The sequence below is a fragment of the Burkholderia cepacia GG4 genome, from assembly GCF_000292915.1.
GTDB classification, from domain to species: domain Bacteria; phylum Pseudomonadota; class Gammaproteobacteria; order Burkholderiales; family Burkholderiaceae; genus Burkholderia; species Burkholderia cepacia_D.
Window position 1 is genome coordinate 102,433 of the sequence record NC_018513.1, and the last position, 24,621, is coordinate 127,053.

16 protein-coding genes are annotated in these 24,621 nt (G+C 67.0%); 12 read left to right on the forward strand and 4 right to left on the reverse strand.

The genetic code is table 11. From position 1 onward, the window contains the following. Positions 1–2 precede the first annotated feature (2 nt). The 5 genes from atpA (at position 3) to GEM_RS00510 (ending at position 6,514) form a co-directional block, all read left to right on the forward strand. Positions 3–1,544 carry a F0F1 ATP synthase subunit alpha gene (gene atpA, locus GEM_RS00490; RefSeq protein ID WP_014895499.1) on the forward strand — a complete coding sequence of 514 codons (1,542 nt, stop codon included), beginning with the start codon at positions 3–5 and terminating at the stop codon, positions 1,542–1,544. Between the two features lie 69 nt (positions 1,545–1,613). Then, positions 1,614–2,489 (forward strand): F0F1 ATP synthase subunit gamma, encoded by an 876-nt coding sequence (gene atpG, locus GEM_RS00495; protein WP_014895500.1) that lies wholly within the window; start codon positions 1,614–1,616, stop codon positions 2,487–2,489. Between the two features lie 66 nt (positions 2,490–2,555). Then, entirely contained in the window at positions 2,556–3,950 is a 1,395-nt protein-coding gene (atpD, locus tag GEM_RS00500) for a F0F1 ATP synthase subunit beta (RefSeq protein WP_014895501.1), read from the forward strand. A 153-nt stretch (positions 3,951–4,103) separates the two neighbouring features. Then, on the forward strand, positions 4,104–4,529 hold the full coding sequence (locus GEM_RS00505) for a F0F1 ATP synthase subunit epsilon (protein WP_006477288.1): 426 nt from the start codon (positions 4,104–4,106) through the stop codon (positions 4,527–4,529). A 257-nt stretch (positions 4,530–4,786) separates the two neighbouring features. Beyond that, the gene (locus tag GEM_RS00510; protein ID WP_014895502.1) at positions 4,787–6,514 is read left to right on the forward strand and encodes an AMP-binding protein; all 1,728 of its coding nucleotides are present in this window, start codon (positions 4,787–4,789) and stop codon (positions 6,512–6,514) included. Positions 6,515–7,228: 714 nt separating this feature from the next. On the opposite strand, the gene GEM_RS00515 is transcribed toward GEM_RS00510, so the two are convergent. Next, the gene (locus GEM_RS00515) at positions 7,229–8,017 is read right to left on the reverse strand and encodes a transporter substrate-binding domain-containing protein (protein ID WP_014895504.1); all 789 of its coding nucleotides are present in this window, start codon (positions 8,015–8,017) and stop codon (positions 7,229–7,231) included. Positions 8,018–8,166: 149 nt separating this feature from the next. Between GEM_RS00515 and hemE the strand changes: the two genes are divergently transcribed. The 4 genes from hemE (at position 8,167) to GEM_RS00535 (ending at position 17,524) form a co-directional block, all read left to right on the forward strand. Then, on the forward strand, positions 8,167–9,261 hold the full coding sequence (gene hemE, locus GEM_RS00520; protein ID WP_039322498.1) for a uroporphyrinogen decarboxylase: 1,095 nt from the start codon (positions 8,167–8,169) through the stop codon (positions 9,259–9,261). A gap of 448 nt (positions 9,262–9,709) precedes the next feature. Next, complete coding sequence (locus GEM_RS00525; protein WP_014895506.1) at positions 9,710–11,971, forward strand: primosomal protein N'; 2,262 nt, start codon at positions 9,710–9,712, stop codon at positions 11,969–11,971. A gap of 396 nt (positions 11,972–12,367) precedes the next feature. Next, on the forward strand, positions 12,368–16,300 hold the full coding sequence (gene putA / locus GEM_RS00530) for a trifunctional transcriptional regulator/proline dehydrogenase/L-glutamate gamma-semialdehyde dehydrogenase (protein ID WP_014895507.1): 3,933 nt from the start codon (positions 12,368–12,370) through the stop codon (positions 16,298–16,300). Between the two features lie 84 nt (positions 16,301–16,384). Beyond that, positions 16,385–17,524 (forward strand): branched-chain amino acid ABC transporter substrate-binding protein, encoded by a 1,140-nt coding sequence (locus GEM_RS00535; protein ID WP_014895508.1) that lies wholly within the window; start codon positions 16,385–16,387, stop codon positions 17,522–17,524. Positions 17,525–17,669: 145 nt separating this feature from the next. Here GEM_RS00535 and GEM_RS00540 read toward each other — a convergent pair whose 3' ends face one another. Both GEM_RS00540 and GEM_RS00545 read right to left on the reverse strand, forming a co-directional pair. Next, complete coding sequence (locus GEM_RS00540; RefSeq protein ID WP_014895509.1) at positions 17,670–19,178, reverse strand: class I adenylate-forming enzyme family protein; 1,509 nt, start codon at positions 19,176–19,178, stop codon at positions 17,670–17,672. A gap of 48 nt (positions 19,179–19,226) precedes the next feature. Continuing rightward, on the reverse strand, positions 19,227–20,879 hold the full coding sequence (locus GEM_RS00545) for an acyl-CoA dehydrogenase family protein (protein WP_014895510.1): 1,653 nt from the start codon (positions 20,877–20,879) through the stop codon (positions 19,227–19,229). A gap of 99 nt (positions 20,880–20,978) precedes the next feature. Here GEM_RS00545 and GEM_RS00550 point away from each other — a divergent pair, with 99 nt between their 5' ends. The 3 genes from GEM_RS00550 to GEM_RS00560 all read left to right on the forward strand — a co-directional run bounded on the left by GEM_RS00550 (position 20,979) and on the right by GEM_RS00560 (position 23,931). Further along, a complete protein-coding gene (locus GEM_RS00550; protein WP_014895511.1) occupies positions 20,979–21,647 on the forward strand; it encodes a TetR/AcrR family transcriptional regulator in 669 nt (222 codons plus the stop codon). Between the two features lie 227 nt (positions 21,648–21,874). Beyond that, entirely contained in the window at positions 21,875–23,029 is a 1,155-nt protein-coding gene (locus GEM_RS00555; protein ID WP_014895512.1) for a pyridoxal phosphate-dependent aminotransferase, read from the forward strand. Positions 23,030–23,142: 113 nt separating this feature from the next. Beyond that, positions 23,143–23,931 (forward strand): ABC transporter substrate-binding protein, encoded by a 789-nt coding sequence (locus GEM_RS00560; protein WP_014895513.1) that lies wholly within the window; start codon positions 23,143–23,145, stop codon positions 23,929–23,931. Between the two features lie 62 nt (positions 23,932–23,993). On the opposite strand, the gene GEM_RS00565 is transcribed toward GEM_RS00560, so the two are convergent. Next, positions 23,994–24,566: a PadR family transcriptional regulator gene (locus GEM_RS00565; RefSeq protein WP_014895514.1), complete on the reverse strand. Its 573-nt coding sequence runs from the start codon at positions 24,564–24,566 to the stop codon at positions 23,994–23,996. Between the last annotated feature and the right edge of the window lie 55 nt (positions 24,567–24,621).

Here is a 24,621-nt window from a genome sequence, read left to right on the forward strand (position 1 = left end):
TAATGCAACTCAATCCCTCTGAGATCAGCGAGCTGATCAAGAGCCGGATCCAGGGCCTTGAAGCGAGCGCAGACGTTCGCAACCAGGGCACCGTGATCTCCGTGACCGACGGTATCGTGCGTATCCACGGCCTGTCGGACGTGATGCAGGGCGAAATGCTCGAGTTTCCGGGCAACACGTTCGGTCTCGCGCTGAACCTCGAGCGCGACTCGGTCGGCGCGGTGATTCTCGGCGAATACGAACACATCTCGGAAGGCGACATCGTCAAGACGACGGGCCGCATTCTGGAAGTCCCGGTTGGTCCGGAACTCGTCGGCCGCGTGGTCGATGCGCTCGGCAACCCGATCGACGGCAAGGGCCCGGTCAACGCCAAGCTGACCGACGCGATCGAAAAGATCGCCCCGGGCGTGATCTGGCGTAAGTCGGTGTCGCAGCCGGTGCAGACGGGCATCAAGTCGATCGACGCGATGGTGCCGATCGGCCGTGGCCAGCGTGAGCTGATCATCGGCGACCGTCAGTGCGGCAAGACCGCGGTGGCGCTCGACGCGATCATCAACCAGAAGGGCAAGGACCTGATCTGTATCTACGTCGCGATCGGCCAGAAGGCTTCGTCGATCATGAACGTGGTTCGCAAGCTCGAAGAAACGGGCGCGATGGAATACACGATCGTCGTCGCCGCTTCGGCATCGGATTCCGCCGCAATGCAGTACCTGGCACCGTACGCCGGCTGCACGATGGGCGAATACTTCCGCGACCGTGGTCAAGACGCGCTGATCATTTATGACGACTTGACCAAGCAGGCTTGGGCATACCGTCAAATCTCGCTGCTGCTGCGCCGCCCGCCGGGCCGTGAAGCTTACCCGGGCGACGTGTTCTATCTGCACTCGCGTCTGCTCGAGCGTGCTGCTCGCGTGTCGGAAGAGTACGTCGAGAAGTTCACGAACGGCGAAGTGAAGGGCAAGAGCGGTTCGCTGACGGCACTGCCGGTCATCGAAACGCAGGCTGGCGACGTGACCGCGTTCGTTCCGACGAACGTGATCTCGATTACCGACGGCCAGATCTTCCTGGAAACCGACCTGTTCAACGCAGGCATCCGCCCGGCAATCAACGCCGGCGTGTCGGTGTCGCGAGTCGGTGGCGCTGCTCAGACGAAGGTCGTGAAGAAGCTGTCGGGCGGTATCCGTACCGACCTCGCGCAGTACCGTGAACTGGCAGCATTCGCACAGTTCGCATCGGACCTCGACGAAGCGACCCGCAAGCAGCTCGAGCGCGGCCGCCGCGTGACGGAACTGCTGAAGCAGCCGCAGTACCAGCCGCTGCAGGTGTGGGAACTGGCCGTGTCGCTGTACGCCGCGAACAACGGCTACCTCGACGATCTCGACGTCAAGCAAGTGCTGTCGTTCGAGAAGGGCCTGCGCGACAACCTGAAGACCAGCCACGCTGACCTCATCAAGCGCATCGAAGACACCAAGGATCTCTCGAAGGACGACGAAGGCGCACTGCGCTCGGCAATCGAATCCTTCAAGAAGTCCGGTGCCTATTGATCCGCGAGTGACACACTGAGGCCGCGCGGGTGCTGATGCGCCCGCGCCGCTTCGGTCAAGGAGCAAGCTATGGCTGGAATGAAGGAAATTCGCGGCAAGATCAAGAGCGTGCAGAACACGCGCAAGATCACGAAGGCGATGGAGATGGTGGCTGCATCGAAGATGCGTCGCGCGCAGGAACGCATGCGCGCCGCTCGTCCGTATGCAGACAAGGTCCGTGCCATCGCCGCGCACATGAGCCGTGCGAACCCGGAGTACCGCCACCCGTTCATGGTGGCAAACGACGGCGCGCAGACGGCCGGCATCATCCTCGTCACGACGGACAAGGGTCTTTGCGGCGGTCTGAACACCAACGTGCTGCGTGCGACGGTGCAGAAGTTCAAGGAGCTGGAAGAGAAGGGCCAGAAGGTCGAAGCCACCGCGATCGGTAGCAAGGGCCTCGGGTTCCTGAACCGCTTCGGCGCGAAGGTGCTGTCGCAGGTCGTGCACCTCGGCGACACCCCGCATCTGGACAAGCTGATCGGCGCCGTGAAGACGCAGCTCGATCTGTACTCGGAAGGCAAGCTGTCGGCGGTCTATATCGCTTACACGCGCTTCGTCAACACGATGAAGCAGGAAGCCGTGATCGAGCAGCTGCTGCCGCTGTCGTCGGAACACTTCGAAGCCGATGACGGTACGCCGGCCACGTCGTGGGACTACATCTACGAGCCGGACGCGCAGGCAGTCGTCGACGAACTGCTCGTGCGTTACGTCGAGGCGCTGGTGTACCAGGCCGTCGCGGAGAACATGGCGTCCGAGCAATCGGCGCGGATGGTCGCGATGAAGGCCGCGTCCGACAACGCGAAGACGGTGATCAGCGAACTGCAGCTCGTGTACAACAAGAGCCGCCAGGCCGCGATTACGAAAGAACTGTCGGAGATCGTCGGCGGCGCAGCTGCTGTTTAAGCGCGCGCCCCGGACGACAACTGCGCCTTTGCGCGAGTAAAGAATCAGGTATTTAAAGGAAAAGCGATGAGTACTGCTGCTTTGGTAGAAGGCAAGATCGTACAGTGCATCGGCGCCGTTATCGACGTGGAATTCCCGCGCGACAGCATGCCGAAGATCTACGACGCGCTCATTCTCGATGGCTCGGAACTGACGCTCGAAGTCCAGCAGCAGCTGGGCGACGGCGTGGTCCGTACCATTTGTCTGGGTGCATCCGACGGCCTGCGCCGCGGCCTGACCGTGAAGAACACGGCAAAGCCGATCTCGGTGCCGGTCGGCAAGCCGACCCTCGGCCGTATCATGGACGTCCTCGGCCGTCCGATCGACGAAGCTGGCCCGATCGAAAGCGAACATACGCGTTCGATCCACCAGAAGGCTCCGGCGTTCGACGAACTGTCGCCGTCGACCGAACTGCTCGAAACGGGTATCAAGGTTATCGACCTGATCTGCCCGTTCGCAAAGGGCGGCAAGGTTGGCCTGTTCGGCGGTGCTGGCGTGGGCAAGACCGTCAACATGATGGAGCTCATCAACAACATCGCGAAGGAACACGGCGGTTACTCCGTGTTCGCGGGCGTGGGCGAGCGTACCCGTGAAGGGAACGACTTCTACCACGAAATGAAGGACTCGAACGTTCTCGACAAGGTCGCGCTGGTGTACGGCCAGATGAACGAGCCGCCGGGCAACCGTCTGCGCGTCGCGCTGACCGGCCTGACGATGGCCGAGCACTTCCGTGACGAAGGCCTCGACGTGCTGTTCTTCGTCGACAACATCTACCGTTTCACGCTGGCCGGTACCGAAGTGTCGGCACTGCTCGGCCGTATGCCGTCGGCAGTGGGCTATCAGCCGACGCTGGCTGAAGAAATGGGCAAGCTGCAGGAACGCATCACGTCGACCAAGAAGGGCTCGATTACGTCGGTTCAGGCCGTGTACGTCCCTGCGGACGACTTGACCGACCCGTCGCCGGCTACGACCTTCGGCCACCTGGACGCAACCGTCGTTCTGTCGCGTGACATCGCTTCGCTGGGTATCTACCCGGCAGTCGACCCGCTCGACTCGACGTCGCGCCAGATCGACCCGAACGTGATCGGTGAAGAGCACTACTCGATCACCCGTCGCGTTCAGCAGACGCTGCAGCGCTACAAGGAACTGCGCGACATCATCGCGATTCTGGGCATGGACGAACTGTCGCCGGAAGACAAGCTGTCGGTCGCACGTGCGCGTAAGATCCAGCGTTTCCTGTCGCAGCCGTTCCACGTCGCTGAAGTGTTCACGGGCTCGCCGGGCAAGTACGTGCCGCTGAAGGAAACGATCCGTGGCTTCAAGATGATCGTCGACGGCGAGTGCGATCACCTGCCGGAACAGGCGTTCTACATGGTCGGCACGATCGACGAAGCCTTCGAAAAGGCCAAGAAGATCTCGTAAGGGTCAGGCGTAACGCAGCGGGCGCTGGTGCGTCCGTGAGGGATACCTTGATGGTATCCGTTCGCGGACAGGCGCCCACGTAATACGCTCAACCCGCCGTGCATGGGATCGGAGTCAGCGCAAAAGCGCTGACCCCGATCGACAGGAGTCGATATGGCAACCATCAAAGTAGACGTCGTCAGCGCGGAAGAGCAGATCTTCTCGGGCGAGGCGAAATTCGTCGCGCTGCCGGGCGAAACGGGTGAGCTGGGCATTCTGCCGGGTCACACGCCGCTGATCACGCGGATTCGTCCGGGTGCGGTGCGCATCGAAGTCGAGGGCGGCAACGACGAATTCGTGTTCGTCGCGGGCGGCATTCTCGAAGTGCAGCCGGGCGCCGTGACGGTGCTCGCCGATACCGCGATCCGCGGCAAGGACCTCGACGCGGCGAAAGCCGAGGAAGCGCGCAAGCGTGCCGAGGAAACGCTGCAGAACGCGAAGTCGGACCTCGACCTCGCAAAGGCGCAATCCGAACTCGCGACCGCAATGGCGCAGCTCGAAGCGATCCAGCGTCTGGCGAAGATTCGCAGCCGGCACTGAGCCGCGCCGCGTATCGCGCGAAAGAAAGCAGCCTTCGGGCTGCTTTTTTTTCGCCCGTCGTTTTCGTCTGTTTTTTGCGGGCCGGATCGTATCGGCCGGTCGTGCTATTTCATCCGTCCGCCGCGATTTGATGTCAGAGTGTCGTCAGCAGAGCGCGGCATCATCCGCTCAGAGGCTGTCCGCCGCGAGTGCGGCGGAGCAGGCGCGCGCATCGACCGCGTGCCAGGCCGATCAGACAAAACCGGACGGAGACATCGATGGCAGCAGACCTTGGCAAGGGGGCGCTGATCGCGCCCGAAAACGGACTGTCGTACGTGCGCGGCGCGACCGACGTGCCGCTATCCGAAGCGACGATCGGCCGATTCCTGCTCGACACGGCCGGCCGCTTTCCCGAACGTCCGGCGGTCGTGTTCCGCGAGCAGCAGGTACGCTGGACCTGGCGCGAGTTCGCGCACGAGATCGACGTGCTCGCGGCGGGCCTCGCCGCGCTCGGAATCGTGAAGGGCGATTGCGTCGGCATCTGGTCGCCGAATCGCAGCGAATGGCTGCTCACGCAGTTCGCGACCGCGCGCATCGGCGCGGTTCTCGTCAACATCAATCCGGCCTACCGGCTCGCGGAACTCGAATACGCGCTGAACAAGGTCGGCTGCAAGGCCGTGATCGCGGCCGAGCGCTTCAAGACGTCGGCCTACGTCGAGATGCTGCAGACCATCGCGCCGGAGCTCGCAAGCGCGACGCCGGGCGACCTGCATGCGGCACGCGTGCCGAGCCTGCGCACGGTCGTGTCGATGGGCGAGGTCGCGCCGGCCGGCATGTTCCGCTTCGCGGACGTGATGGCGCGCGGCCGGGACACGCTCGATGTCGCGCGGCTCGACGCGATCGGCGCGACGCTCGCCGCCACCGATCCGATCAATATCCAGTTCACGAGCGGCACGACCGGCAGCCCGAAGGGCGCGACGCTCACGCACCGCAACGTCGTCAACAACGCGCGCTCGATCGCGATGGCGATGCGCTTCACCGAGCAGGATTCGTTGTGCATTCCGGTGCCGCTGTATCACTGCTTCGGCATGGTGCTGGCAGTGCTCGCGTGCGTGTCGAAGGGCACGGCGATGGTATTCCCCGGTGAGGCGTTCGATCCGGTCGCGACGCTCGCGGCCGTCGCCGACGAACGCTGCACCGCGCTGCACGGCGTGCCGACGATGTTCATCGCGGAGCTCGATCATCCGGCGTTCGCGACATTCGACCTGGCGACGCTGCGCACCGGGATCATGGCCGGTTCGCCATGCCCGATCGAGACGATGAAGCGCGTGGTGTCGCAGATGCACCTGTCGGAGATCACGATCGCATACGGGATGACGGAGACGAGCCCGGTGTCGTTCCAGAGCTCGACCGACGATCCGCTCGAGAAGCGCACGACGACGGTCGGCCGCATCCAGCCGCATCTGGAGGTGAAGATCGTCGATCCGAATGGCGACGTCGTGCAGGTCGGCGCAACGGGCGAGCTGTGCACGAAGGGCTATTCGGTGATGCTCGGCTACTGGGACGACGACGCGAAGACGCGCGAGGTGCTGGTCGACGGCTGGATGCATACGGGCGACCTCGCGACGCTCGACGCGGACGGCTACTGCAACATCGTCGGCCGGCTCAAGGACATGGTGATCCGCGGCGGCGAGAACGTGTATCCGCGCGAGATCGAGGAATTCCTGTTCAGGCATCCGAAGATTCAGAGCGCGCAGGTGTTCGGTGTGCCCGATGCGAAATACGGCGAGGAGCTGTGCGCGTGGATCGTGCTGCGTGCGGACGAGCAGATGTCGGAGGACGACGTGCGGGCGTTCTGCAACGGGCAGATCGCGCACTACAAGATTCCGCGCTACGTCCGCTTCGTCGACGAATTGCCGATGACGGTGACGGGCAAGGTGCAGAAGTTCGTGATGCGCGAACGGATGATCGAGGAACTGAAGCTCGATGTGCAGAAGACCGCATAACACGGTCAGGCGGCGGGAAAAACGCGGCGGCCTGCGGGCCGTTGCGGTTTCGATAGACGAAAAAAAGCGGGCTTATTAGCCCGCTAAAAACCACACGCTACGGGGTTAGCGCGAGGAGACCAAAGATGAAACCGAGTCCGGCGGGGGGCCGGAAACGACTCCAACAGGGATGCCCCTCGGAAGGGCTTCGGTACGTGACCGACTGGCTCGCAGCGCTTCGCGTCCGCTCACACTTGGCACACGAGACCGCATCCGTGTTGAAACCGTTGAGCCCATTGTGGGCGAATTACTGACCCCTCGCGGTAACAAAGTGTTTCAGGTTGTAACGCCCGCCAGATAAGGCTTTCCGGGATATTTTGCTGTTTTCGGGGTCCTGATAAAGGTCATATTTACTTATCTTTTCCGCAGAGTTTTCATCGTATGCGCGCAATGCGTTTTTCATGCGTATCGGGATCGATGAATTGCCGATTTACACGCCGGAATGTGCATCGCGCGGCAGATCCCGCCCATCACGATTGATTCGTCAGAAAGATTTTGAAACGTGATCGCGGCGCGCGATAGTCGTCCGTTCGGACAATTTTCACGGTTTCGCCCGCGCCGCGCGGCGGCCAATGTGTAACGGCGGGGCGCCGGACGCCGCCGCCGCACCGATTTCACCGGCCGTTACCGGGGTCGGTGTCCGCTACGGGTTGCCGTTGCCGCGCGCGATTCAGCTTACTTCAGCCACTTGTCGGAGATCGCCTGGTATTCGCCGGTCGACAGTGCGAGGTGCAGCCACTGGTCGACGTACTGCTGGAACGCGACGTCGCCGCGCGGCACCATGTACGCCTTCTCGCCGAACTGGAACGGCTTGTCCGGATGCACCGAGCACAGGCCCGGGTTCAGCTTTTGCTGCAGCAGCGTCTCGGACGCATCCGTCACCATGACGTCCGCCTTGCCGGCGAGGATCTGCTTGAAGATCGTCACGTTGTCGGGATAGACGCTCAGGTTCGCGTGCGTGAAGAACTGCTTCGCAAAGCGCTCGTTGGTGCCGCCCGGGTTCACGATCACGCGCGTATCGGGCCGGTCGATCTGCGTGACGGTCTGGTACTTGTCGGCGTCCGCGCAGCGCACGATCGGCGTCTTGCCGTCGACGACGTACGGCTGCGTGAAGAACACGCGCTTCTGGCGCTCGAGCGTGGTCGAGACGCCGCCGACCGCGATATCGCACTTCGCGACGAAGTCGCCGGTGAGGTTCGACCAGCTCGTCTTCACGTAGTCGGCCTTCACGCCGAGCGATTTCGCGAGCGATTCGGCCATGTCGATGTCGATGCCCTCGAAGCGGCCGTCCGTCCGGTAGTACGAATACGGCTTGTAGTCGCCCGTCGTGCATACGCGCAGCGAGCCGCGTGCGAGCACGTCGTCGAGCCGCGAGCCGGCGGCGACGGCGCCCGCGCCGGTCTGCGCGTGCGCGGCGGCGCAGCACAGCATGGCGGCCGCAGCGAGCGTGGCGAATGTCTTCATCGGTCTCCTCCTTCGTTCGGTTTGATATCAGCGTCCGATCATAACGGAGCCATCGCGCGCGTCATATGGCCGCCATCGCAACGGCATACGCAGCCTCGCGGCCCCGCTCCGGTAAAATGCCGCTTTGCCTTCGCATCGTCGCTCCTACCGTGGCCCATACCCTGCTCAACGACACCTTCCTGCGTGCGCTTCTGCGCGAGCCGACCGACTACACGCCGATCTGGCTGATGCGTCAGGCCGGCCGCTACCTGCCCGAATACAACGCGACGCGTGCGCGCGCCGGCAGCTTCCTCGGCCTCGCGAAGAATCCCGACTACGCGACCGAAGTGACGCTGCAGCCGCTCGAGCGCTTCCCGCTCGACGCCGCGATCCTGTTCTCGGACATCCTGACGATTCCCGACGCGATGGGCCTCGGCCTCGACTTCCAGGTCGGCGAAGGGCCGAAGTTCGCGCATCCGGTGCGCACCGAGGCCGACGTCGCGAAGCTCGCGGTGCCGGACATCGAGGAGACGCTCGGCTACGTGACCGGCGCCGTGCGCGAGATCCGCCGCGCGCTGACCGACGGCCAGGGCCGCCAGCGCGTGCCGCTGATCGGCTTCTCGGGCAGCCCGTGGACGCTCGCGTGCTACATGGTCGAAGGCGGCGGGTCGGACGATTTCCGCACGGTGAAGTCGATGGCGTATTCGCGCCCCGACCTGATGCACCGGATCCTCGACGTGAACGCGCAAGCCGTGGCCGCATACCTGAACGCGCAGATCGAAGCCGGCGCGCAGGCCGTGATGATCTTCGATACGTGGGGCGGCGCGCTGGCCGACGGCGCATACCAGCGCTTCTCGCTCGACTACATCCGCCGCGTGGTGTCGCAGCTCAAGCGCGAGCACGACGGCGAGCGGGTGCCGGTGATCACCTTCACGAAGGGCGGCGGGCTGTGGCTCGAGGAAATCGCGGCGACCGGCGTCGACGCGGTCGGGCTCGACTGGACGGTCAACCTCGGCACCGCGCGCGAGCGCGTCGCGGGGCGCGTCGCGCTGCAGGGCAACCTCGATCCGACGATCCTGTTTGCGCCGCCGGCCGCGGTGCGCGAGCAGGCGCGCGCCGTACTCGACAGCTACGGCAACCACCCGGGCCACGTATTCAACCTCGGCCACGGCATCTCGCAGTTCACGTCGCCCGACCACGTCGCCGAACTGGTCGACGAAGTGCACACTCACAGCCGCGCGATCCGTAGCGGAGCGGCGGGCTGAGCGCAAGCGCTGTCATGCTGCGCTGCGGGATGACAGCGTTTCGCTGTCGGCGCTAAACAGGGCGCAATCCCGCACCCGTTGCCGATTCGTTGCTTGTCAAGACTTGACTTATGCACATTTTCCACGTTGCAGCGCGGTAGAGCCCTGTATCGGTCGAATTGTCTCGCTATGGTGCGGTAATTTGAATAGCAGCCTTATGGGATAAGGCTCCGCGGGGGGCGGCATACGGCAGGTGAAAACAGCGGAAAGCACGGCCCCGGGCGCTTCGCGGCGGTTGAGCGGCGAGTTCTCAACAAAGTTATCCACAGGCTGGTCAGGGTATACGGCGATTCCTAATGCGAATCCAAAACTTAGCGCCGAATCTGAAGTTTTACTTTAAGTCCGCCGCCGTCACGTGGCCGCGGGTGCCAGCCGTCCGCACGGCCCGAGCCGCCGCCGGAGCGCGGTGATGGACGGCACCTACCTGCGGGTCGCGCTCGACCATCCGCTCGCCACCCTGTTCGATTACCGCTGCGACGTGCAGCCGACACCTGAGCCCGGCACGCTCGTGCAGGTGCCGTTCGGCAAGCGGCTGGTCGTCGGGCTCGTCTGCGAAGTGACGACTCACACCGACGTGCCGCCGTCGCGGCTGCGTGCGGTCGACGCGATCTGCACCGAACTGCCGCCGCTGTCGCCGGACTGGCTCGCGCTCGTCTCGTTCGCGGCCGACTACTACCAGCGCGGCCGCGGCGAAGTCGCACTGCCGGCGCTGCCGCAGGCGCTGCGCGACGCGGAGCGCTGGGGGCGGTTGCTGGCGCCCGAGGTGCGCTACCGGCTGACCGAAGCCGGCCGCGCGGCGCTCCCCGACGCACTGCCCGCGCGCGGGGCCGCGCTGCGGCGGCTCGCGCAGGCGCTCGCCGACACCGATTCGCTGACGCTGCCCGACGCGCGCGCGCTGCACCCGAAGGCGGGCGCGACGCTCGACGACTGGGCGGCGCGCGGCTGGGTCGGCGTCGAGGAAATCGGCTGGGCCGATGCGCCTGTGCCCAAAGCTGTGGATAACCTGTCGACAACCGGTGGGCGAGCTGTGCCGCCGGCGCTCACCGATCAGCAGGCCGAGGCGCTCGACGCGATCCGCGCCGCGCAGGGCTTCGCACCGTTCCTGCTGCATGGCGTGACGGGCAGCGGCAAGACCGAGGTTTATCTGCATGCGCTCGCGGCGCTGCTCGACGCGCGCGCTGACGCACAAGCGCTCGTGCTCGTTCCCGAAATCAACCTGACGCCGCAGTTCGAGGCCGCGTTTCGCGCGCGCTTCGCGGGCACGCTCGCCGACGATGCGATCGTCACCCTGCACAGCGGGCTCGCCGAGGGCGAGCGCGCGCGCAACTGGCTCGCCGCACACACGGGCCGCGCGCGGATCGTGCTCGGCACGCGACTCGCCGTGCTCGCATCGCTGCCGACGCTCGCGCTGATCGTCGTCGACGAGGAGCACGAGCCCGCGTACAAGCAGCAGGAAGGGCTGCGCTATTCGGCGCGCGATCTCGCGGTGTGGCGCGCGAAGTATCTCGGCATTCCGGTCGTGCTCGGTTCGGCGACGCCGTCGCTCGAGACCTGGTGGCAGGCCGAGCAGGGCCGCTACACGCGGCTCACGCTGTCGCGCCGCGCGGTGGCCGACGCGACGCTGCCCACCGTGCGGCTGATCGATCTCGAGGAGGAGCGGCGGCGCGGGCGCGCGTCGATGGGCGGGCTGTCGGGGCCGCTCGTCGCGGCGCTGAAGGCGCGGCTCGAGCGCAGCGAACAGAGCCTCGTGTTCCTGAACCGGCGCGGTTATGCGCCGCAGCTCGCCTGCGACGCGTGCGGCTGGGTCGCCGGGTGTCCGCGCTGCAGCGCCTACGTCGTGCTGCACAAACCGGAGCACGCGCTGCGCTGCCATCACTGCGGCTGGGAGGCACGCATTCCGCGGTCATGCCCGGAGTGCGGGAACGTGGATATCGCGCCGCTCGGGCGCGGTACGCAGCGTATCGAGGAAGCGCTCGCCGAGGCCGTGCCGGGCGCGCGCGTACTCCGGATTGACGCGGACAGCACGCGGCGCAAGGGCAGCGCGCAGGCGCTTTTCTCGGACGTGCACGCGGGTGAGGTCGACATCCTGGTCGGTACGCAGATGATCGCCAAGGGGCACGACTTCCAGCGCGTGTCGCTCGTCGGCGTGCTCAATGCCGACACGGCGCTGTTTTCGCACGACTTCCGCGCGAGCGAGCGGCTGTTCGCGCAGCTGATGCAGGTGAGCGGCCGCGCGGGGCGCGCCGGGCTGCCGGGCGAGGTGCTCGTGCAGACCCGTTACCCGCGTCACGCGCTGTATCACGCGCTCGGGCGGCAGGACTACGTCGGCTTCGCGAATTCGACGCTCGGCGAGCGCCGCGATGCGCACCTGCCACCGTTCGTCTATCAGGCGCTGCTGCGCGCCGAAGGGCGCACGCTCGACGCGGCGCTCGCGTTCCTGCTGCAGGCCGCGGCCGCATTGCCGGGGCTGCCGGGCGCCGATCGCGTGACCGTGTACGACGCGGTGCCGATGACGATCGTGAAGGTCGCGAACGTCCACCGCGCGCAGCTGCTGCTCGAAAGCGCGTCGCGGGCCGCGCTGCAGCATGCGCTGCGCGCATGGCAGCCGGAGCTGCGCAGGCTGAAGGGCGTGCTGCGCTGGAGCGTCGAAGTCGATCCGCTGGACATCTGAGCCGAGCGCCGCCACCACGGCCGCCGTGCCGTGCGCCGCTACCTGCCGCCCGGACCGCCGCCTGGACCGCCGGGCGACCCGTCATCCCGTTGTCGGGACCCGTTCCAACCCTGCCTCGCATCGCCCGCCGGCACGCCCAGTGCAACCCGTTTTCCTCCTCGGTGCGACGCACCAAAGCTTGCCCGCGCGCGCAAATTTGCCCCGATCAGGGAAAACACCGATCCGCCGACCACGGGCAACCCCTAGGTTGCAACCGTCTAAGTGGCTGATTATATTGAGTAACTCAAGGGTGCAACCAATCTCGTAATTCGGTTGCACCTTTTTATTGCGTGCCGTAGGATTTCGCGCATCCTCTCACACCACATTGCCGGGCTCGCACCGGCGCACGAACCCACCATGGCAAGCACGACTCTCGGCGTCAAAGTCGACGACCTTCTCCGCTCGCGCCTGAAAGACGCGGCCGCGCGTCTCGAGCGCACTCCCCACTGGCTGATCAAGCAGGCGATCTTCGCGTATCTCGAGCGGATCGAGCACGGCCAGTTGCCGCCCGAGCTGTCGGGCAGCAGCGGTGTCACGGAGCTCGCCGACGGCCAGTCGCCGGACGGCGACGACGACAACTCGCCGCATCCGTTCCTCGAGTTCGCGCAGAACGTGCAGCCGCAATCGGTGCTGCGCGCGGCGATCACGGCCGCGTATCGCCGCCCGGAGCCGGAATGCGTGCCGTTTCTGCTGGGCCAGGCGCGCCTGCCGGCGAACCTGCAGGCCGATGTGCAGACGCTCGCGACGGCGCTCGTCGAGGCGCTGCGCGAGAAGAGCTCGGGCGGCGGCGTCGAAGGGCTGATCCACGAGTTCTCGCTGTCGAGCCAGGAAGGCGTCGCGCTGATGTGTCTCGCGGAAGCGCTGCTGCGGATTCCCGATCGCGCGACGCGCGATGCGCTGATTCGCGACAAGATCAGCAAGGGCGACTGGCGTTCGCACGTCGGCCACGCGCCGTCGCTGTTCGTGAACGCGGCGACCTGGGGGCTGATGATCACCGGCAAGCTCGTGACGACCAACAGCGAAGCGGGCCTGTCGTCGGCGCTCACGCGCCTGATCGGCCGCGGCGGCGAGCCGCTGATCCGCAAGGGCGTCGACATGGCGATGCGCCTGATGGGCGAGCAGTTCGTCACCGGCGAAACGATTTCCGAAGCGCTCGCGAACAGCCGTAAATACGAAGCGCGCGGCTTCCGCTACTCGTACGACATGCTCGGCGAAGCGGCGACGACCGAAGAGGACGCGCAGCGCTACTACGCGTCGTACGAGCAGGCGATCCACGCGATCGGCAAGGCGGCCGGCGGCCGCGGCATCTACGAAGGCCCGGGCATCTCGATCAAGCTGTCGGCGCTGCACGCACGCTACTCGCGCTCGCAGCAGGACCGCACGATGAGCGAGCTGCTGCCGCGCGTGCGTTCGCTCGCACTGCTGGCGCGCCGCTACGACATCGGCCTGAACATCGACGCGGAAGAAGCCGACCGTCTCGAACTGTCGCTCGACCTGCTCGAGGCGCTGTGCTTCGATCCGGAGCTCGCGGGCTGGAACGGCATCGGCTTCGTCGTGCAGGGCTACCAGAAGCGCTGCCCGTTCGTGATCGACTACCTGATCGACCTCGCGCGCCGCAGCCGTCACCGCCTGATGATCCGCCTGGTCAAGGGCGCGTACTGGGACACCGAAATCAAGCGTGCGCAGGTCGACGGCCTCGAAGGCTATCCGGTCTATACGCGCAAGATCTACACCGACGTGTCGTACCTCGCGTGTGCGAAGAAGCTGCTCGCGGCACCCGACGCCGTCTACCCGCAGTTCGCGACGCACAACGCGTACACGCTGGCCGCGATCTATCACCTGGCCGGCCAGAACTACTACCCGGGCCAGTATGAGTTCCAGTGCCTGCACGGGATGGGCGAGCCGCTGTACGAGGAAGTCACGGGCCGCGACAAGCTGAACCGTCCGTGCCGCGTGTATGCGCCGGTCGGCACGCACGAAACGCTGCTCGCATACCTCGTGCGTCGCCTGCTGGAGAACGGCGCGAACACGTCGTTCGTGAACCGCATCGCCGACAAGACGGTATCGGTGAAGGAGCTGGTCGCCGACCCGGTCGACGAAGCCGCGAAGGTCGTGCCGCTCGGCGCGCCGCACGCGAAGATCCCGCTGCCGCGCCACCTGTACGGCGACGAGCGCCCCAACTCGATGGGCCTCGACCTGTCGAACGAACACCGTCTCGCGTCGCTGTCGTCCGCGCTGCTCGCGAGCGCGCATCATCCGTGGCGCGCGGCGCCGCTGCTCGCCGACGACGCGCTTGCCGACGCTCCGGCGCGCGACGTGCGCAACCCGGCCGATCAGCGCGACGTAGTCGGCACGGTCAGCGAAGCGACGGCCGAACACGTGAGCGCGGCGCTCGCGCACGCGGTGGCTGCCGCGCCGATCTGGCAGGCGACGCCGGTCGATGCGCGCGCCGACTGCCTGGTGCGCGCGGCCGACCTGCTCGAAGCGCAGATGCACACGCTGATGGGCCTGATCGTGCGCGAAGCCGGCAAGTCGCTGCCGAACGCGATCGCCGAAATCCGCGAAGCCGTCGACTTCCTGCGCTACTACGCGGCGCAGATCCGCGACGAGTTCTCGAACGACACGCACCGTCCGCTCGGTCCCGTGGTCTGTATCAGCCCGTGGAACTTCCCGCTCGCGATCTTCATGGGCCAGGTGGCCGCCGCGCTGGCGGCCGGCAACACGGTGCTCGCGAAGCCGGCCGAACAGACACCCCTGATCGCCGCCCAGGCCGTGCGCCTGCTGCGCGAGGCCGGCGTGCCGGCCGGCGCGGTGCAGTTGCTGCCGGGCACCGGCGAGACCGTCGGCGCGGCGCTGGTCGCCGATGCGCGCACCCGCGCGGTGATGTTCACCGGCTCGACCGAAGTCGCGCGCCTGATCAACAAGACGCTGTCCGCACGCCTCGACCCGGACGGCAAGCCGATTCCGCTGATCGCCGAAACGGGCGGCCAGAACGCGATGATCGTCGACTCGTCGGCGCTCGCGGAGCAGGTTGTCGCGGACGTGATGCAGTCGTCGTTCGACTCGGCCGGTCAACGGTGTTCGGCGCTGCGCGTTCTGTGTCTGCAGGACGATGTCGCGGACCGCACGCTGACGATGCTGAAGGGCGCGATGCACGAGCTGGCGCTCGGCAACCCGGACCGGCTGTCGACCGACGTCGGCCCGGTGATCGACGGCGAAGCGAAGCAGACGATCGACACGCACGTCGCGACGATGACGGACAAGGGTCACACGGTCACGCAACTGCCGGCGCCCGATGCATGCGCACACGGCACGTTCGTGCCGCCGACGCTGATCGAGATCGGCAGCATCGACGAACTGAAGCGTGAAGTGTTCGGCCCCGTGCTGCACGTGGTGCGCTACCGCCGCAGCCAGCTCGACAAGCTGCTCGAGCAGATCCGCGCGACGGGCTACGGCCTGACGCTCGGGATCCACACGCGGATCGACGAGACGATCGCGCACGTGATCTCGAACGCACACGTCGGCAACATCTACGTGAACCGCAACGTGATCGGCGCGGTGGTCGGCGTGCAGCCGTTCGGCGGCGAAGGGCTGTCGGGCACGGGCCCGAAGGCCGGCGGCGCGCTGTACCTGCAGCGCCTGCTCGCGACGCGTCCGTCGGGCCTGCCGCGTTCGCTCGCGCAGATGCTGATCGCGGACGGCGCGGTCGAAGGCGACGCGCGCGGCAATCCGGCGGCAGTGCTCACCGCGCTGCGCGACTGGCTGATCGAGCAGCGCGAGCCGGCGCTCGCCGCACGCTGCGACGGCTATCTCGCGCAGGTGCCGGCCGGCGCGACCGCAGTGCTGACCGGGCCGACGGGTGAGCGAAACACGTATACACTCGGCCCGCGCGGCACGGTGCTGTGTGTCGCGGCAACGCCGAGCGGGGCCCGCGCGCAGTTTGCGGCGGTCCTGGCGACCGGCAACCGCGCGCTGTTCGCCGGTGCGGCGGGCGAGGCGCTGGTGGCCGCGCTGCCGGCTGCGCTGAAGGCGCATGCGGCCGTGCGCAAGCAGGCGGACGTGCCGTTCGACGCGGTGCTGTTCGAAGGCGACAGCGACGAACTGCAGACGCTCGTGAAGGAAATCGCGCAGCGGCCGGGCCCGATCGTGTCGGTGCAGGGTGTGTCGGCGGGCGCGTTCGAGCATGGCGATGCGGAAGACTACGCGCTCGAGCGGCTGCTGACCGAGCGCTCGGTGAGCGTGAACACGGCGGCGGCGGGCGGCAATGCGAATTTGATGACGATCGGCTGACCATCCTTGCCGTTCGGATCAAACAAAGGAAGCGGCAAGGCGATCCCGAAGCCGCTCCATTTACCCTGGTACCAAGGAGATGCTATGCAACACACGATGAAAAAGCTGGCAGGCGCGACGTTCGTCGCGGTCATGTCGCTGGCGGGGACGGCCCATGCGGATGACGTGAAGATCGGTTACGCAGGGCCGATGACGGGCGCCCAGGCTCACTACGGCAAGGATATGCAGAACGGGATCGCGCTCGCGCTGGAAGACTTCAACGCGACGAACCCGAAGATCGGCGGCAAGCCGGTGAAGTTCGTGCTCGAGACGCAAGACGACCAGGCTGACCCGCGCACCGGCACGACGGTCGCGCAGAAGCTCGTCGACGACGGCATCAAGGGCATGCTCGGCCACTTCAACTCGGGCACGACGATCCCGGCCTCGCGCATCTATGCGAACGCCGGCATTCCGGAAATCGCGATGGCGACGGCGCCGGAATACACGCAGCAGGGTTACAAGACGACCTTCCGCATGATGACGTCCGACACGCAGCAGGGCTCGGTGGCGGGCACCTTCGCGTCGAAGGATCTCGGCATGAAGAAGATCGCGATCGTCGACGACCGCACGGCCTACGGCCAGGGTCTCGCCGACCAGTTCGAGAAGGCCGCGAAGGCCGGCGGCGCGACGATCGTCGACCGTGAATTCACGAACGACAAGGCGGTCGACTTCAAGGCGATCCTGACCAAGCTGAAGGCGGCGAAGCCGGACCTCGTCTACTACGGCGGCGCGGATTCGCAGGCAGCGCCGATGGTCAAGCAGATGAAGACGCTCGGCATGACGGCACCGCTGATGAGCGGCGAAATGGTGAAGACGCCGACGTTCCTGAAGATCGCGGGCAACGCGGCCGACGGCACGATCGCATCGCTGGCAGGCCTCCCGCTGGAAGAAATGCCGGGCGGCAAGACCTACGCCGACAAGTACAAGAAGCGCTTCGGCGAAGACGTGCAGACCTACTCGCCGTACGCGTACGACGGCGCGATGGCGATGCTCAACGCGATGAAGAAGGCCGATTCGACCGACCCGGCGAAGTACCTGCCGGTGCTCGCGAAGACCGACATGTCCGGCGTCACGTCGTCGCACGTCGCGTACGACGCGAAGGGCGACCTGAAGAACGGCGGCATCACGATGTACAAGGTCGAGAAGGGCGAGTGGAAGCCGCTGAAGAGCATCGGCGGCAAGTAAGCAGTACCTGAGTCGCGGGCGGCGTCGAAGGGCGCCGCCTCGCGCACCATGCGAGAAAGCCACCGGGCCGTCGGGTCCGGTGGCTTTTTCTTTGTCCTTGGCGTCGACGCATCGACGCGTCGATCGAACGCGCGCTGCTTCGTTGCTACTCGCGGCGCGTGCGCAGCAGGAACTTCTGAAGCTTGCCGGTTGGCGTGCGCGGCAGCGTTTCCGCAAACACGAATTCGCGCGGGATCTTGTACGCGGCGAGCCGCTCGCCGCAGAACGCGCGCAGCGCATCGGCATCGCGCGCGGCGCCGGCGCGCAGCACGACATGCGCGACGACCGTCTCGCCCCAGTCAGGATGCGGCATGCCGACGACGGCCGCCTCGGCGACGCCCGGATGCGCGCCGAGCACGTCCTCCACTTCCTTCGAATAGACGTTCTCGCCGCCCGTCACGATCATGTCCTTCAGCCGGTCGACGATGAACAGGTAGCCATCCTGATCGATGCGCGCGATGTCGCCGGTGCGGTACCAGCCGCCCGGCGCGAACGCGGCGCGCGTCGCGGCCGTGTCGTCGAGATAGCCGAGCATCATGCTGTCGGCCTTCAGCCAGATCTCGCCGGTGTCGCCCGGTTGGGCGTCGGCACCATCGATCCGCACGACCCGCAGGTCGACGCCGGGGCCGCCCTGGCGGCCGATCGAGCCGGCCTTTGCGATCTGCTCGTCCGGATACAGCGTGGTCCCGGCCGGGCCCGTTTCCGTCATCCCGTACACCTGGAAGAACGCGTTGGTGCGATACGCGCGCGCGAGCCGTTCGGCCTGCGCAGTGCCGATCGGGCCGCCGCCGTACAGCCACGCGCGCACGCTCGACAGGTCGAACGCTGCGAAGCCGTCGATCGTGTCGAGCGGCAGCGTGTACGACACCGGCGCGCCGAAATACAGCGTCACGCGCTCGCGCTCGATGGCCTGCAGGAAGCGCAGCGGATGGTATTCGCGCAGTAGCACGACGGTGCCGCCCGCATACAGCGTGCCGCCGAACCAGTTGTTCAGCGGCGACGAATGCCAGATCGGCATCGCCATCAGCGTGCGTTCGTGGCGGCCGATGCCGGTCGCGAGCGCCGCCGCCATCGCCGCGAACGTCACCGTGCGGTGGCTGTGCACGCAGCCTTTCGGGCGTCCGGTCGTGCCGGACGTGTAGAGGATCTGCGCGACGTCGCCGTCGGCCGGTTCGATACCCGCGACGCCGTCCATCGCCGCGCGCATCGCGTCGAAGTTCGGCACGCCGGCGGCATGGCCTTCGGTGACGAGCCGCCGCGCCGGATGGATCACGCGCGCCAGCACCGGCGCGAGCACCGCGTCGAACAGGATCACCTTGCTGCGGCTGTGTTCGAGCACATAGTCGACTTCCGGCGCCTGCAGCTTGTGGTTGATCGGCACGAACGCGGCGCCGAGCCGCCACGCGCCGAACATCAGGTCGACGAACGCGGGCGTGTTCAGGCACATCGCGGCGACGCGGTCGCCGGCCGCGACGCCGAGCGCGCTGAGCACGCCCGCTGCGCGGTGCGAGCGCTCGCGCGCTTCGGCGTAGGTGATCGTCGTGTCGTCATGGATCAGGAACGGCAGGTCGGGCGTCGCGCGGGCGGCGCGGTCGAGGGCGGCGACGAGGTTCATCGGGACTCCTGGCTGGGCGGGCGAGGTGGACGAACGGACGGCCTGGCGTCAGGCCGGATACGCGCGCTGCAGCAGCGCGGCGACGTCGAGCGAGTGCGGATCGAAGCCGCCCGCGATGCGGCCCCAGTCGGGCGCGGCGAGCCGCGTCGCGACGAACGCGTCGGCGACGGCCGCGGGCGCGTCGCGCCGCAGCAGGCACGCCTGCGCGACGAGCGCGAGTCGCTGCGCGAACACGCGGGCCGATGCCTCGAGCGTGTCTGCCGGTGCGGCGAGCATCGCGCGTAGCGCATCGAGCGCCGCGCGGATGCGCGGTTCGCCCGCGCCGAGATCGGTCAGTTCGGCGAGCAGCGCGGCGGCCGCGTCGGGCTCGCGGGACACCGCGCGCAGCACGTCGAGGCACATCACGTTGCCGGAGCCCTCCCAGATCGAGTTGACGGGTGCTTCGCGGAACAGTCGCGCGATCGGGCCGTCGTCGACGTAGCCGTTGCCGCCGAACACTTCCATCACCTCGCCGGTCAGCTCGACCGCGCGCTTGCAGACCCAGAATTTCGCGGCGGGCGTGACGATGCGCTTCCACGCGCGCTCGCGCGGCGAGTCGTCGCGCTCGAACGCATCGGCTAGGCGCATCGCGAGCGCGAGCGCGGCCTCGCTCTCGAGCGCGAGATCGGCGAGCACGGTGCGCATCAGCGGCTGCTCGGCGAGCGCGCGGCCGAACGCGTGGCGCTGGCGCGTGTAGGCGATCGCCTGCACGACGCCCTGGCGCAGCATCGCCGCGCTGCCGAGCACGCAGTTCAGCCGCGTGTAGGTGGCCATCTCGATGATGGTCGGAATCCCGCGGCCTTCGTCGCCGAGCATGATCCCCCACGCGTCGTTCAGCTCGATCTCGCTGCTCGAATTGCTGCGGTTGCCGACCTTGTTCTTCAGCCGCTGGATCTCGACCGCGTTCTTGGTGCCGTCGGGCTGCCAGCGCGGCACATAGAAGCACGACGGGCTGCCGGCTTCGGTCCGCGCGACGACGAGGTGGGCATCGCACATCGGCGCGGAGAAGAACCACTTGTGGCCGCGCAGCCGGTATTCGCCGCCGCGGCCGCCCGCGCCGACCGGGGTAGCCAGCGTCGTGTTCGCGCGCACGTCGGAGCCGCCCTGTTTCTCGGTCATCCCCATGCCGAACCAGATCGAGCGCTTGGCGGCGACCGGCACGTCGCGCGGATCGTAGTCGTCGCTGTAGAGCTTGTCGCGCAGCAGGTCCCACAGCGCGGGCTCCTTCTGCAGCACCGGAATCGCGGCCTGCGTCATCGTCGCCGGACACAGCGTGCCGGCCTCGATCTGGCCGTGCAGGTAGAAGCCGGCCGCGGTCGCGGCCCAGCGACCGGGGCGCGTATCGCGGAATGCGAGCGACACGAAGCCTTCGTTGCGGTACATGCCGAGCAGCGTGTGCCACGCCGGATGAAAATCGACGCGGTCGATGCGGCGGCCGCGCCGGTCGAACGCGTTCAGTTCCGGCGTCTGGCGGTTCGCTTCGTCGGCGAGCTGCGCGGTGTCGGCGCTGCCTAGCCGCGCGCCGTACGCGTCGAGCCGCGGCACGGCCCAGCCGGCGCCCGCGCGGGCGAGTGCCTCGCGCAGCGCGAGGTCGGTCGCGAAGAGGTTATAGTCGACCAGTTCGTCGAACTGGTTCGTGACGGCATGGGGCGATTCGGTCATCGGGTTGTCTCCGGTCTCATGCTTCGCGCTCGGTCGATCGGCCGGTCGGGTGCCGGCGCCCGGTCAAACGCGTTTCCGCTGAATTTCAGAGTAGCAAATATGCCGCCGCGACATGTTCAGGTTCCGGCGCCGCCCGGCCAGCCGGCGGCGCAACCCGCGCCCGCGTTGCGCCGCCGGCCGCGCCAGTCGCGCGCGCAGGCCACCTCCGATGCGCTGCAGCAGGCGTTCGTTCAGCTTTTGCTCGAGCGCGGCTACGCGAAGGCGACGATCCGCGAGATCGCGGCGGTCGCGGGCGTGAGCATCGGCACCTTCTACGAATACTTCGGCGACAAGCAGAGTCTCGCCGCGCTGTGTATCCACCGGCACGTGCTGGCGCTGGCCGACCGGCTGCGCGACGCGGCGAACGGGCTGCGCGGCGGGCCGCGCGCCGAACTCGCGGCCGCGCTCGTCGACCTGCAAGTCGATGCGATCGGCGCCGACGCCGCGCTGTGGAGCGCGTTCTTCGCGCTGGAGCGGCAGGTGTCGCCGCTGGCCGCATATCGCCGACATTACGACGCGTACGTCGCGCTGTGGCGGGATGCCCTCGCGCAGGCCGCCGATCCGCCGTCGGCCGCACGGCTCGACGCGTGCGCGCGGATGGCGCATACGGTCTGCTATGGCGGCGTGTCGCAGGCGCTGCTGACGCTCGGGCCCACGCTCGACTTCGCCGCGTTGCGCGCTGAACTGCAGGCCGTGCTGCGTGCGTATCTGGCGGCGGCAGGCGATTGATGCACGGCGCGGCTGCGCGGCCCCAGGAGGAATGCCTGATTCGCATGCGTTGTCGGCGGTACTGCCTTGACGCCGCGCTCTTCTTATCCAGGGCAATGAGAAAAATGCATGGCTGCCATGACGAACTTTCGATTGTCTGCCGATATTGGCTCGGGCTAAATCATGCGGCATGAGCAGGGCCGCGCGCTTCGCGCGGGCCAGCCCGAAGGACATCAGGAGGAGGAGTCATGCGAAGCGCCACCACGCCCCGTTCGAAACTGCCGGACGTCGGGACGACGATCTTCACGGTGATCGGCCAGCTCGCCGCACAGTACGATGCGCTGAACCTGTCGCAGGGCGCGCCGAATTTCGCGCCAGATCCGGCGCTCGTCGAGGGCGTCGCGCGTGCGATGCGCGACGGCCACAACCAGTACGCGCCGATGGCCGGCATCGCGTCGCTGCGCGAGCGGCTCGCGGAGAAGACCGAGGCGCTGTACGGCACCCGCTACGACCCAGGCACCGAGATCACGGTGATCGCGAGCGCGAGCGAGGGGCTGTACGCGGCGATCAGTGCGCTCGTGCATCCGGGCGACGAAGTGATCTATTTCGAGCCGTCGTTCGACAGCTATGCGCCGATCGTGCGGATGCAGGGCGCGACGCCGGTCGCGATCAAGCTGTCGGCCGAGCATTTCCGCGTGAATTGGGACGAAGTCGCCGCGGCGATCACGCCGCGCACGCGGATGATCATCGTCAATACGCCGCACAACCCGACCGCGACCGTGTTCTCCGCCGACGATCTCGAGCGGCTCGCGCAGCTCACCCGCAATACCGACATCGTGGTGCTGTCCGACGAGGTCTACGAGCATGTCGTGTTCGACGGCGCGCAGCACCAGAGCGTTGCGCGGCACAGCGAACTGGCCGAGCGCAGCGTGATCGTGTCGTCGTTCGGCAAGTCGTTCCACGTGACGGGCTGGCGGGTCGGCCATTGCATCGCGCCGGCCGAACTGATGGACGAGATCCGCAAGGTGCACCAGTTCATGGTGTTCGCGGCCGATACGCCGATGCAGGTCGCGTTTGCGGAGATCCTCGCCCGGCCGGAAAGCTATCTCGGCCTGGCGGCGTTCTATCAGGCCAAGCGCGACCTGCTCGCGCGCGAGCTGGCCGGTTCGCGTTTCGAGCTGCTGCCGAGTGAAGGCTCGTTCTTCATGCTCGCGCGGTTCCGGCACTTCTCGGACGAAAGCGACAGCGATTTCGTGCTGCGCCTGATCCGCGATGCGCGCGTCGCGACGATTCCGCTGTCGGCGTTTTACACCGACGGCACCGACGCGGGCGTGATCCGGCTCAGTTTCTCGAAGGACGACGCGACGCTGGTCGAAGGCGCGCGGCGGTTGCGGTCGCTGTAATCGCGGGCGCGGCCCGCACACCGGCAGGCGACGCGTACGTCGTCTCGACAGCCACGGATGGTACCGGCGTATGTGCCGAAGCACGGCGCCGGTCGACAAGTCAGGAGATCACGATGAAGCATGGACACACCCTGAAACTCGCGTTCGCACTCGCGTGCACGCTCGGCGCCGGCGCGGCGTTCGCCGACGGGCAGACGCTGCGCTTCGGCCTCGAGGCGCAGTATCCGCCGTTCGAGTCGAAAGCGCCGAACGGCGACCTGCAGGGCTTCGATATCGACGTCGGCAATGCCGTCTGCCAGACTGCGAAGCTGTCGTGCAAGTGGGTCGAGACGTCGTTCGACGGGCTGATTCCCGCGCTGAAGGGCCGCAAGTTCGATGCGATCAACTCGGCGATGAACGCGACCGAGCAGCGGCGCCAGGCGATCGACTTCACGACGATCATCTACCGCGTGCCGACGCAACTGATCGCGCGCACCGGCAGCGGTCTGCTGCCGACGCCGGAAGCGCTGAAGGGCAAGCGCGTCGGCGTGCTGCAGGCGTCGATCCAGGAAACCTACGCGAAGGCGCACTGGGAGCCGGCGGGTGTGTCGGTCGTCGCGTACCAGGATCAGAACCAGGCGTACGCGGATCTCGTGGCGGGCCGCCTCGACGCGACGCTGGTGCTTGCGCCGGCCGGCCAGCGCGGCTTCCTGTCGCGTCCGGACGGCAAGGGCTTCGCATTCGTCGGCCAGCCGGTGCGCGACGACCGGATCCTCGGCAGCGGGATCGCGTTCGGCTTGCGCAAGGGCGACGACGCGTTGAAGGCGAAACTCGATGCGGCGATCGACAAGCTGAAGGCGGACGGCACGGTTAAGTCGCTCGGCCAGAAGTACTTCGGCAATATCGACATCTCCACGCAGTAAGCGGAGCGGCTGGCGGCCGGGCTGGCCGCCGCGATGCGTGACGCCGGCCGTGCGACTGCGCGTCAGCCGTCGACCCAGCGCAGCGCGCCGATCTTCAGGTGTTCGACGACGCTGCGCGCCCAGTCGAGCTCCGCGTTGAGCAGGACGAGCGCGTGTTCGTTCTGCAGCAGAAACAGGCGCGGCACCTGATCGTTCTGCGCCGCGTTGCGCAGCGACTCCAGGCGTGCGCGCTCGGCTTCGAGCGCGGCGATGCGGCGCTCGAGCTGGTGACGCGCATCTTCGGCGTCGAGCAACGGCAGGAACGCGAGGCCGGCGCCGAACGCCGGAAACTCACGCGCGGGTTCAGCGAGCAGCGCGTGCAGCCACGCCTGGCCGGCGGTGTGCCCAGCCTCGGTGAGCGTGTACAGCGTGCGCTCGGGAAATGCGCCGTCGCGCTCGGTGTCGTGCACGGCGATCAGCCCGTCGCGCAGCAGCCGGTCGATCGTCTGGTAGAGGCTCGTGCGCTGCCGTACGTTGACGACTTCGTCGTAGCCGCGTGCCTTCAGTTGCTGCAGCATCCCGTACGGATGCATCGGCGTGTCGGTGAGTGTCGCGAGGACCGCGAGCGCGAGCGGAGACGGGCGACTTGTTGTCATGAATAGTTAGTTTATGTCTAGTAATAATATAACTATTATTAACTGGACTATCATA

Bases quoted from the DNA above. Each gene is read 5' to 3' on its own strand.
- atpA (WP_014895499.1), top strand. From the start codon at position 3: ATGCAACTCAATCCCTCTGAGATCAGCGAGCTGATCAAGAGCCGGATC.
- atpG (WP_014895500.1), top strand. From the start codon at position 1,614: ATGGCTGGAATGAAGGAAATTCGCGGCAAGATCAAGAGCGTGCAGAAC.
- atpD (WP_014895501.1), top strand. From the start codon at position 2,556: ATGAGTACTGCTGCTTTGGTAGAAGGCAAGATCGTACAGTGCATCGGC.
- GEM_RS00505 (WP_006477288.1), top strand. From the start codon at position 4,104: ATGGCAACCATCAAAGTAGACGTCGTCAGCGCGGAAGAGCAGATCTTC.
- GEM_RS00510 (WP_014895502.1), top strand. From the start codon at position 4,787: ATGGCAGCAGACCTTGGCAAGGGGGCGCTGATCGCGCCCGAAAACGGA.
- GEM_RS00515 (WP_014895504.1), bottom strand. From the start codon at position 8,017: ATGAAGACATTCGCCACGCTCGCTGCGGCCGCCATGCTGTGCTGCGCC.
- GEM_RS00525 (WP_014895506.1), top strand. From the start codon at position 9,710: ATGGACGGCACCTACCTGCGGGTCGCGCTCGACCATCCGCTCGCCACC.
- putA (WP_014895507.1), top strand. From the start codon at position 12,368: ATGGCAAGCACGACTCTCGGCGTCAAAGTCGACGACCTTCTCCGCTCG.
- GEM_RS00535 (WP_014895508.1), top strand. From the start codon at position 16,385: ATGCAACACACGATGAAAAAGCTGGCAGGCGCGACGTTCGTCGCGGTC.
- GEM_RS00540 (WP_014895509.1), bottom strand. From the start codon at position 19,178: ATGAACCTCGTCGCCGCCCTCGACCGCGCCGCCCGCGCGACGCCCGAC.
- GEM_RS00545 (WP_014895510.1), bottom strand. From the start codon at position 20,879: ATGACCGAATCGCCCCATGCCGTCACGAACCAGTTCGACGAACTGGTC.
- GEM_RS00550 (WP_014895511.1), top strand. From the start codon at position 20,979: ATGCCGCCGCGACATGTTCAGGTTCCGGCGCCGCCCGGCCAGCCGGCG.
- GEM_RS00555 (WP_014895512.1), top strand. From the start codon at position 21,875: ATGCGAAGCGCCACCACGCCCCGTTCGAAACTGCCGGACGTCGGGACG.
- GEM_RS00560 (WP_014895513.1), top strand. From the start codon at position 23,143: ATGAAGCATGGACACACCCTGAAACTCGCGTTCGCACTCGCGTGCACG.
- GEM_RS00565 (WP_014895514.1), bottom strand. From the start codon at position 24,566: ATGACAACAAGTCGCCCGTCTCCGCTCGCGCTCGCGGTCCTCGCGACA.